Source organism: uncultured Amaricoccus sp. (genome assembly GCF_937858865.1).
Taxonomy (GTDB): domain Bacteria; phylum Pseudomonadota; class Alphaproteobacteria; order Rhodobacterales; family Rhodobacteraceae; genus Amaricoccus.
This window is the reverse complement of sequence record NZ_CALLYO010000235.1, coordinates 1-6,852: the sequence shown is the minus strand read 5'-3', so window position 1 is coordinate 6,852 and position 6,852 is coordinate 1. Positions and strand designations below refer to the sequence as shown.

The following is a 6,852-nucleotide window of genomic DNA, read 5'->3' as shown; positions in this document are numbered from 1 at the left end:
GATCCCGGGGGAAAGGTCAGAAGGTCGTAAATTTATGGGATGCTGGTCTGTTCAGTGCCAGATGCTTCGCGAGTTGCTGGATGGTCAGGGCACGCGAGCGATCTGCGTCGTGGACGCTGGCAACCAAACCTATCCAGGTCATGCACACCTGGCTTTCTCGCACGCGCTTGTCGCTGCAAGCAAGAATGCCCAACAGGCCGCCAAGGGAGATATGATCAAGGCCTTTAGACTTGCAGGGGAACTTCCATTAGAGGAGTGCTTCGCCGCGTAGCAATAGCTTGGCGGGGGAGTGGCTGTTGCTTCGGCCGAAGTCGAAAGCCTCTTCGGCGGAACTCAAAGCTCCGCCTAGAAGAGTGGCTCGGGCAGTCATGACGAGGTTGTCAAACGGCCTGGCAAGCATCGCGTAATAATCAATGCTTGAGCCCCTGGATGGCCGCTCCTGGCGCATGGCGGCTTGCGGGCACCCACCCTAGCGGGGCGCGTCGCAGCCGAGGATGTCGACCGCGCGGCCGTCGTCGAGCAGCGTGAGCCGGAGCGCCTGCCGCTCCAGGACCGGCCCGGCCATGCCCGGCGGGGCCTGGATCGGCGCGCGCGCGGTCAGCGTCCGTCCCTCGGTCCGGCTCGAGGCGTCGCCGATCCAGATATCGGGCCGCCCCGCCTCCAGCACCGCCACGGCGTCGGGCGGCGGGGCCTCGGCAAAGGTCACCCGCGCGGTCAGCGCATAGCCGCGCCCCTCGGGCTGCAGCGCGCAGGTTACCTGCGCCACCCCGGCCTCGGCCGCGCTCTCGACCCGCGCCGCCAGCGCCGCCTCGATGCGCGCCCGCCCCTCCTCCGGCGCCCCGGGGGCGATCCGCTCGTCGATTCGCGCCTGGGCCAGCGTGCAGATGTCTGAGCAGACCCCGAAGTCGAGCGAAAGCCCGACCTCGAGCGGCGCCGCCGGATCGGCCGGCACCAGCCGCACCGGCAGCACCACCCGCTCGGCATAGCCGATCGAGCGCACGCCGAAGCTGTCGAAGAGCACCGGCCGCGGCCAGTCGGTCGCGACCGAGGCGAGATTGCCCGACCCCGACCAGTCGAAGATCGGCGCGATCCCGGTGCTGCCCGGCGCGCGCCAGTAGGTGTGCCAGCCCGGCCCGAGCCGGATCTCGATCCCGGCCATCCGGCTGCCGTCCGCCTCGCGCCAGCCGTCGAGCAGCGTCACCGCCTCGACCGCCCCCGGCACCCCGCCCGAAGTCTCCGCCGCGCCAGGCCCAACGGCCGTGCCGGCGATCATGGCGGCGGCCAGGCCGGCGAGACGGAGGGAGCGGGGAAGGGGACTCATGCGGGGGCCTGCACGTCCGGACCGGGTCCCGGACCATAGCCGCGAACCCTGCCGCGCCAACAGTCACATTGCGGCGAGCCGGCGTGCCGCCGCCCCGGGATGCGCAGGGGGTCGGCAGGGGGCGGGCTCGCTTGTAATCGCTCCCGAACCAGCCCATCTTCGGGCGATGATCGAGCGCGAAGCCAGCTTCCTGCAGGGCCAGTTGCTGATCGCCATGCCCGGCATGGGCGATCTGCGCTTCGATCGCTCGGTGATCTTCCTCTGCGCCCATTCCGCCGAGGGTGCGATGGGGCTCATCGTCAACAAGCCGGCGCCCGAGCTCAGCTTCGCCGACCTGCTCGCCCAGCTGAAGATCCCCGCGAGCGTCGATCTCACCGGCGCCCGCGTCCACTTCGGCGGTCCGGTCGAGCACGGCCGCGGCTTCGTGCTGCATTCGGCCGAATACACCGTCCAGGACTCGAGCCTTGCGGTCAGCGCCGACTTCGCCATGACGGCGACGGTCGACATCCTGCAGGACATGGCGCGCGGCGCCGGTCCGGCCCGCTCGCTCCTTGCGCTCGGCTATGCCGGCTGGGGGCCGGGCCAGCTCGAGAGCGAGATCCAGGCCAACGGCTGGCTGACCGCCCCGGCCGACCCCGAGCTCGTCTTCGGCCTGCGCGACAGCGAGAAATGGGGCGGGGCGCTGCGCTCGATCCAGATCGACCCCCACCTGCTCTCCGCCGAGGGCGGCCGCGCCTGACCCCGCGGCCGCGGACGGCGGCGGGGGATCGTCAGAAGCTGTAGCCGATCCGCACCCCGACCCCGACCCCGTAGTTGTCCTCGAAGCGCGCCGTCCCGGTCGGCGTCGCCACGTCGGCATCGCCGAGGAAGCCGTACTGCACCCCGCCCGCGATGCTGAGCCCGGCGTCGGTCCGGTAGCTCGCGCCCACGGTGAAGGCGGTATAGCCGTCGTAGGGCGTCAGCGCCGTCTGCACGTCGCCGGTCGCCGTCTCGTGCGCGACTTCCAGCGAGCCCGCGATCCGCTCAGTCAGCTGCCGCCCGACGCCGAGCTGGAAGCGCCAGGTGTCGTGCTGGAACTCGACCAGCGGCTCCCCGGTCAGCGCCACGTAGCCCTCGGGCGCCACGCTCCAGCCCTCCCAGTCCGCCCAGCGCACCGAGCCGTAGACGAGGGTCTTCGGCGTCACCCCGGTCTGGAAGTCGATGTTGACCGACTGCGGCATGGTGATCTCGGTCTCCGAGTCGAGCGTGCCGAAGCCGCCGGTCGCCGGGTCGAAGAGGTGCGTCTCCCTGCTGTCGAGCGTGATGTCGGTGCGCGAGCCGTAGGTGACCGCCACCCGGAGCGCGATCTCCGGGATCTCGTAGGCGCCGCCCAGCACGTAGCCGAGGCCCCAGGCGTCGCTCCCGGTCCAGCTGTAGCCGTCGAGCACCGGCCCGAAGCCCCAGCCGCGGAAGTCGGCCTCGGCCCCGAAGCGGATCGCCCGCAGCCCGCCGTGCACGCTCCAGCGCGGCGTGACCAGATAGCGCGCGAGGCCGGTCACCCCGAACGACCGCGGCTCGGCGTGCGTGCCGGCATAGGCGAAGGCCCCGGCCGGATCGTCGCGGTCGTAGTCCACGATCACCCCGTAAGGCTGGTCGAGGATGAGCGCCGCTGCGAACCGCTCGCTGAACTGCTTGCGGATGCCGAGGCCGAGGTCCGGCTGGTCGCCGTAGGCGTCCTCGGTCGAATGCCCCGGCCCGCCCTGGGCGCGGATCGTCGGCATCCAGTAGCCGAAGCGGATCTCGGCATAGTCGCCCTCCTGGAAGAGGAGCGTGACCGGCTGCCCCGACTGGTCGATGCCGCCGGCCAGCGTCAGCGGCGCGGAAAGGGCGACGCCGCAGGCGACGAGGGGAGCGGCGCGGAGGGCATCGAGCGGGGCGGATCTCATTCAGGCCTGTCCTCGCGGCCGCCTCTGGATTGCACCGACAGCTCGTTAATCAACCATAAAGGGATTGATACTGTCGCCACGCGACTCGGGCAAGAAGAAATCGCCCCTAGGCTGCGACGATCCGCCCCGCGTCGAGCCGCAGCACCCGGTCCATCCGGGCCGCGAGCTCCGGGTTGTGCGTGGCGATCAGCGCCGCGAGACTGGTGCTGCGCACCAGCTGCATCAGCAGGTCGAAGACCCGTCCGGCCGTCTCCGGGTCGAGGTTGCCGGTCGGCTCGTCCGCCAGCAGCAGCCGCGGGGCGTTGGCGAGCGCCCGCGCCAGCGCCACCCGCTGCTGCTCGCCGCCCGAGAGCTCGGCCGGGCGGTGGCCGAGCCGGTGCCCGAGCCCGACCCCGCCGAGGAGCTCGCCCGCCCGCGCCTCGGCCGCCCCCCGCGCCGCGCCGGCCGCCCGCTGCGGCAGCGCGACGTTCTCGAGCGCCGAGAACTCCGGCAGGAGGTGGTGGAACTGGTAGACGAAGCCGAGCGCGTCGCGCCGGAGCCGCGTCCGCCCGCCGTCGCCGAGCCCGCCGGTGTCCTGCCCGAGCAGCCGCACCCGCCCGCCGGTCGGCACGTCGAGGAGCCCGGCGATATGCAGCAGCGTCGACTTGCCGGCCCCCGAGGGCGCGACCAGCGCCACCACCTCGCCGGCGGCGAGCGAGAGGCTCGCCCCCTCGAGCACCGGGACCGCCGCCGGCGTGCCCGGGTTGTAGACCTTGGCCACCGCCTCGAGCGCCAGCACCTCCGCTGCCGCCTCACTCATAGCGCAGCGCCTCGACCGGGTTGAGCTTCGCGGCGTTGCGCGCCGGGACGAGGGTGATGAGGAAGGAGAGCCCGAGCGCCATCGCCGTCACCGCCAGCACGTCGCCGGGCCGGAGCCGCGCCGGGATCTCGGTCAGGTAGCGGATCTCGGGGTTCCAGACCGAGCCGCCCGCCACCCATTCGACCACCGCCTGGATGTCGTGGATGAAGTAGACGAAGAGGCAGCCGAGGAGGACGCCGAGCATCGTGCCGACCACCCCGATCAGCGAGCCGCAGAGGAAGAAGACCCGCATGATCGAGCCGCGGGTCAGCCCCATGGTGCGCAGGATGCCGATGTCGCGCCCCTTGTTCTTCACCAGCATGACGAGGCCGGAGATGATGTTGAGCGCGGCGATCACCACGACGAGGCTCAGGATGATGAACATCACCCGCCGCTCGGTGTCGAGCGCCGAGAGGAAGGCCCCCGAGGCGTCCTTCCAGCTCCAGAGCACCGCCCGCGGCCCGGCCGCGGCGGCGAGCGCCGGCTCGATCTCCTCCACCCGGGCCGGCCGGTCGAGCATCACCTCGACCTCGTCGGCGCCTTCCTCGCGGTCGAAGAAGCTCTGCGCCCCGGCCAGCGGCATGTAGACCCGCGTCCGGTCGATGTCGAAGCGACCGACGCCGAAGACATAGACCACCTCGTAGTCGCTGACCCGCGGCTGGGTGCCGAAGGGGGTGTCCATCCCCTCGGGCGAGATCAGCGTCACCGTGTCGCCGACCCCGACGCCGAGGTCGCGCGCCACCCCGGTGCCGATCGCCACCCCCTCGTCGAGCCGCGCCAGATCGCCCGCCCCGCTCTCGGGGTGGGCGACGAGCGGCACCGTCTCGAGATCGGCGAGCCGGGTGCCGATCACCTCCACCCCCGACGCCCGGCCGTTGGCCGAGATCATCACCTGCCCGCGCACCAGGGGCGCGGCATGCGTCACCCCCGGCACCGCGGCGAGCCGCGTCGCCAGCGCGTCGTAGTCGGCGATCAGCCGCGAGGGCACGCCGTCCGCATCCGCCTCGGTCGCATAGTAGACCGTCACATGCGCGTTCGCGCCGAGGATGCGGTCGGTGAACTCCTCGCGGAAGCCGACCATGACCGCCTGCACCACGATGAGCGTCGCCACCCCGAGCATCACGCCGACCAGCGCATACCAGGCGATCACCGAGATCCCGCCCTCGCGCCGCCGCGCGCGCAGGTAGCGCCAGGCGATCTGCCACTCGAAGGCGGCGAAGGGCGGCGGCGTCGACGGCACGGGCGGCATCATCCTTTGCGGTTGCGGCGCCGGACCCTGTGCCGCCGCCCCCGGGAGGTCAAGCGGCAACCCCGTGATCGGCCCGGGGATTGACCTGCGCCGGCAGGTTAGCTAAGTCATGGACTAATCCCCAGGGAGGCCGTGATGAAGATCGTCAACATCCACGAGGCGAAGACGCATCTCTCCCGGCTGATCGCCGAGGCCGAGGCGGGGGAGGAGATCGTCCTCGCCCGCGGCGGCAAGCCGGTCGCCCGCCTGCTGCGCATCGCGGTTCCGGCCCAGCGCCGCTTCGGCGCGATGCGCGGGCGCGCCCGCATCGACGACGCCTTCTTCGAGCCCCTGCCCGAATCCGAGCTCGCCGCCTGGGAGTGACGGCGCCTTGGCCCCGCTGCTGCTCGACACGCATGCCCTGCTCTGGTGGCTCGACGGGGACGCCCGGCTCTCGGCCCCGGCGCGGGCCGCGATGGAGGATCCGGCGCAGGCCGTCCTGGTCAGCGCCGCCTCGGCCTGGGAGATCGCGACCAAGCACCGGCTCGGCAAGCTGCCGGGCGCGGCGGCCGTCGCGCGGGACGTGCGCGGCTGCGTCGTCGCCCAGGGCTTCGCGGAGCTCCCGATCACCCTCTCCGACGCCGAGCGGGCCGGGCGGCTGGGCGGGCCGCACCGCGATCCGTTCGACCGCATGCTGATCGCCCAGGCGCTCGGCCACGGCCTCCTGCTGGTCTCGAACGAGACGCTCTTCGACGGCTACGGCGTCGCCCGCCTCTGGTAAGGGGAGGCCGTCCCGTCCAGGCGAGCGCGCGCTTCCGGCGCCGAAAGGGCCGCGCCCTCCCCAACTGTCCCGCCCCGCCCCAGGCGGGCGCTTCACGCCCGCCGGCTCGGGCGCTGCCCTCTTTTCTCTGGAGCGGCACTCCGTACAGGAGGCAGCCCGGCGCCCGAGGCTCACTCCGCCGCGATCCAGCGCGCCGCCTTCTCGGCCATCATCAGCACCGGCGCGTTGGTGTTGCCGCTGACGATGACCGGCATCGCGCCGGCGTCCACCACCCGCAGCCCGGCCACGATCCCCCCGCGGCCGTCGCGCAGCCGCATCCGCGGGTCGAGCACCGCCCCCTCGTCGCCGTCGCGCCCCATCGCCGTCGTCCCGACCGGATGGAAGATCGTCGTCGCGATGTCGCCCGCGAGCCGCGCCAGCTCCTCGTCCGTCCGGTACTCCGCCCCCGGCTTCCACTCGACCGGCGCATAGCGGGCGAGCGCCGGCTGGGCGCAGACCCGCCGCGCCACCCGCAGGCTGTCGGCCGCGACCTTGCGGTCCTCCGCCGTCGAGAGATAGTTCGGCCGGATCGAGGGCGCATCGCCAACCCGTCCGCTAGCGATGTCGATCCGCCCGCGGCTCGTCGGGTTGAGGTTGCAGACGCTGGCCGTGATCGCCGGGAAGGGGTGCAGCGGCTCGCCGAAGGCGTCGAGGCTCAGGGGCTGGACGTGGAACTCGACGTTGGCGTGGTTCCGCCCCGGGTCCGAGCGGGTGAAGGCG

The 6,852-nt window shown here is 72.4% G+C and carries 9 protein-coding genes; 4 read left to right on the top strand and 5 right to left on the bottom strand.

Translation table 11 applies throughout. The features are described from left to right. Positions 1 to 271: hypothetical protein (locus tag Q0112_RS06530; protein WP_297972962.1), on the top strand; the 271-nt coding region annotated here is incomplete at its 5' end. A 198-nt stretch (positions 272 to 469) separates the two neighbouring features. Here Q0112_RS06530 and Q0112_RS06525 read toward each other — a convergent pair. After that, entirely contained in the window at positions 470 to 1,321 is an 852-nt protein-coding gene (locus tag Q0112_RS06525) for a protein-disulfide reductase DsbD domain-containing protein (RefSeq protein WP_297972959.1), read from the bottom strand. A gap of 166 nt (positions 1,322 to 1,487) precedes the next feature. Here Q0112_RS06525 and Q0112_RS06520 point away from each other — a divergent pair, with 166 nt between their 5' ends. After that, positions 1,488 to 2,060: a YqgE/AlgH family protein gene (locus tag Q0112_RS06520; protein WP_297972956.1), complete on the top strand. Its 573-nt coding sequence runs from the start codon at positions 1,488 to 1,490 to the stop codon at positions 2,058 to 2,060. A 31-nt stretch (positions 2,061 to 2,091) separates the two neighbouring features. Here Q0112_RS06520 and Q0112_RS06515 read toward each other — a convergent pair whose 3' ends face one another. The 3 genes from Q0112_RS06515 to Q0112_RS06505 all read right to left on the bottom strand — a co-directional run bounded on the left by Q0112_RS06515 (position 2,092) and on the right by Q0112_RS06505 (position 5,333). Further along, positions 2,092 to 3,246: an OmpP1/FadL family transporter gene (locus tag Q0112_RS06515; RefSeq protein ID WP_297972954.1), complete on the bottom strand. Its 1,155-nt coding sequence runs from the start codon at positions 3,244 to 3,246 to the stop codon at positions 2,092 to 2,094. A 106-nt stretch (positions 3,247 to 3,352) separates the two neighbouring features. Further along, on the bottom strand, positions 3,353 to 4,045 hold the full coding sequence (locus Q0112_RS06510; protein WP_297972951.1) for an ABC transporter ATP-binding protein: 693 nt from the start codon (positions 4,043 to 4,045) through the stop codon (positions 3,353 to 3,355). Then, the gene (locus tag Q0112_RS06505; protein WP_297972964.1) at positions 4,038 to 5,333 is read right to left on the bottom strand and encodes a lipoprotein-releasing ABC transporter permease subunit; all 1,296 of its coding nucleotides are present in this window, start codon (positions 5,331 to 5,333) and stop codon (positions 4,038 to 4,040) included. Before Q0112_RS06505 ends, Q0112_RS06510 begins: the two co-directional genes overlap by 8 nt. 135 nt (positions 5,334 to 5,468) lie before the next feature. Here Q0112_RS06505 and Q0112_RS06500 point away from each other — a divergent pair, with 135 nt between their 5' ends. Together Q0112_RS06500 and Q0112_RS06495 are read left to right on the top strand one after the other, a co-directional pair. Then, positions 5,469 to 5,696 (top strand): type II toxin-antitoxin system Phd/YefM family antitoxin, encoded by a 228-nt coding sequence (locus tag Q0112_RS06500; RefSeq protein ID WP_297972949.1) that lies wholly within the window; start codon positions 5,469 to 5,471, stop codon positions 5,694 to 5,696. Between the two features lie 7 nt (positions 5,697 to 5,703). Then, positions 5,704 to 6,093: a type II toxin-antitoxin system VapC family toxin gene (locus tag Q0112_RS06495; RefSeq protein ID WP_297972947.1), complete on the top strand. Its 390-nt coding sequence runs from the start codon at positions 5,704 to 5,706 to the stop codon at positions 6,091 to 6,093. Between the two features lie 170 nt (positions 6,094 to 6,263). Here the strand turns inward: Q0112_RS06495 and Q0112_RS06490 are convergent. After that, on the bottom strand, positions 6,264 to 6,852 hold a 589-nt coding region (locus tag Q0112_RS06490), incomplete at its 5' end, for a GMC oxidoreductase (RefSeq protein WP_297972944.1).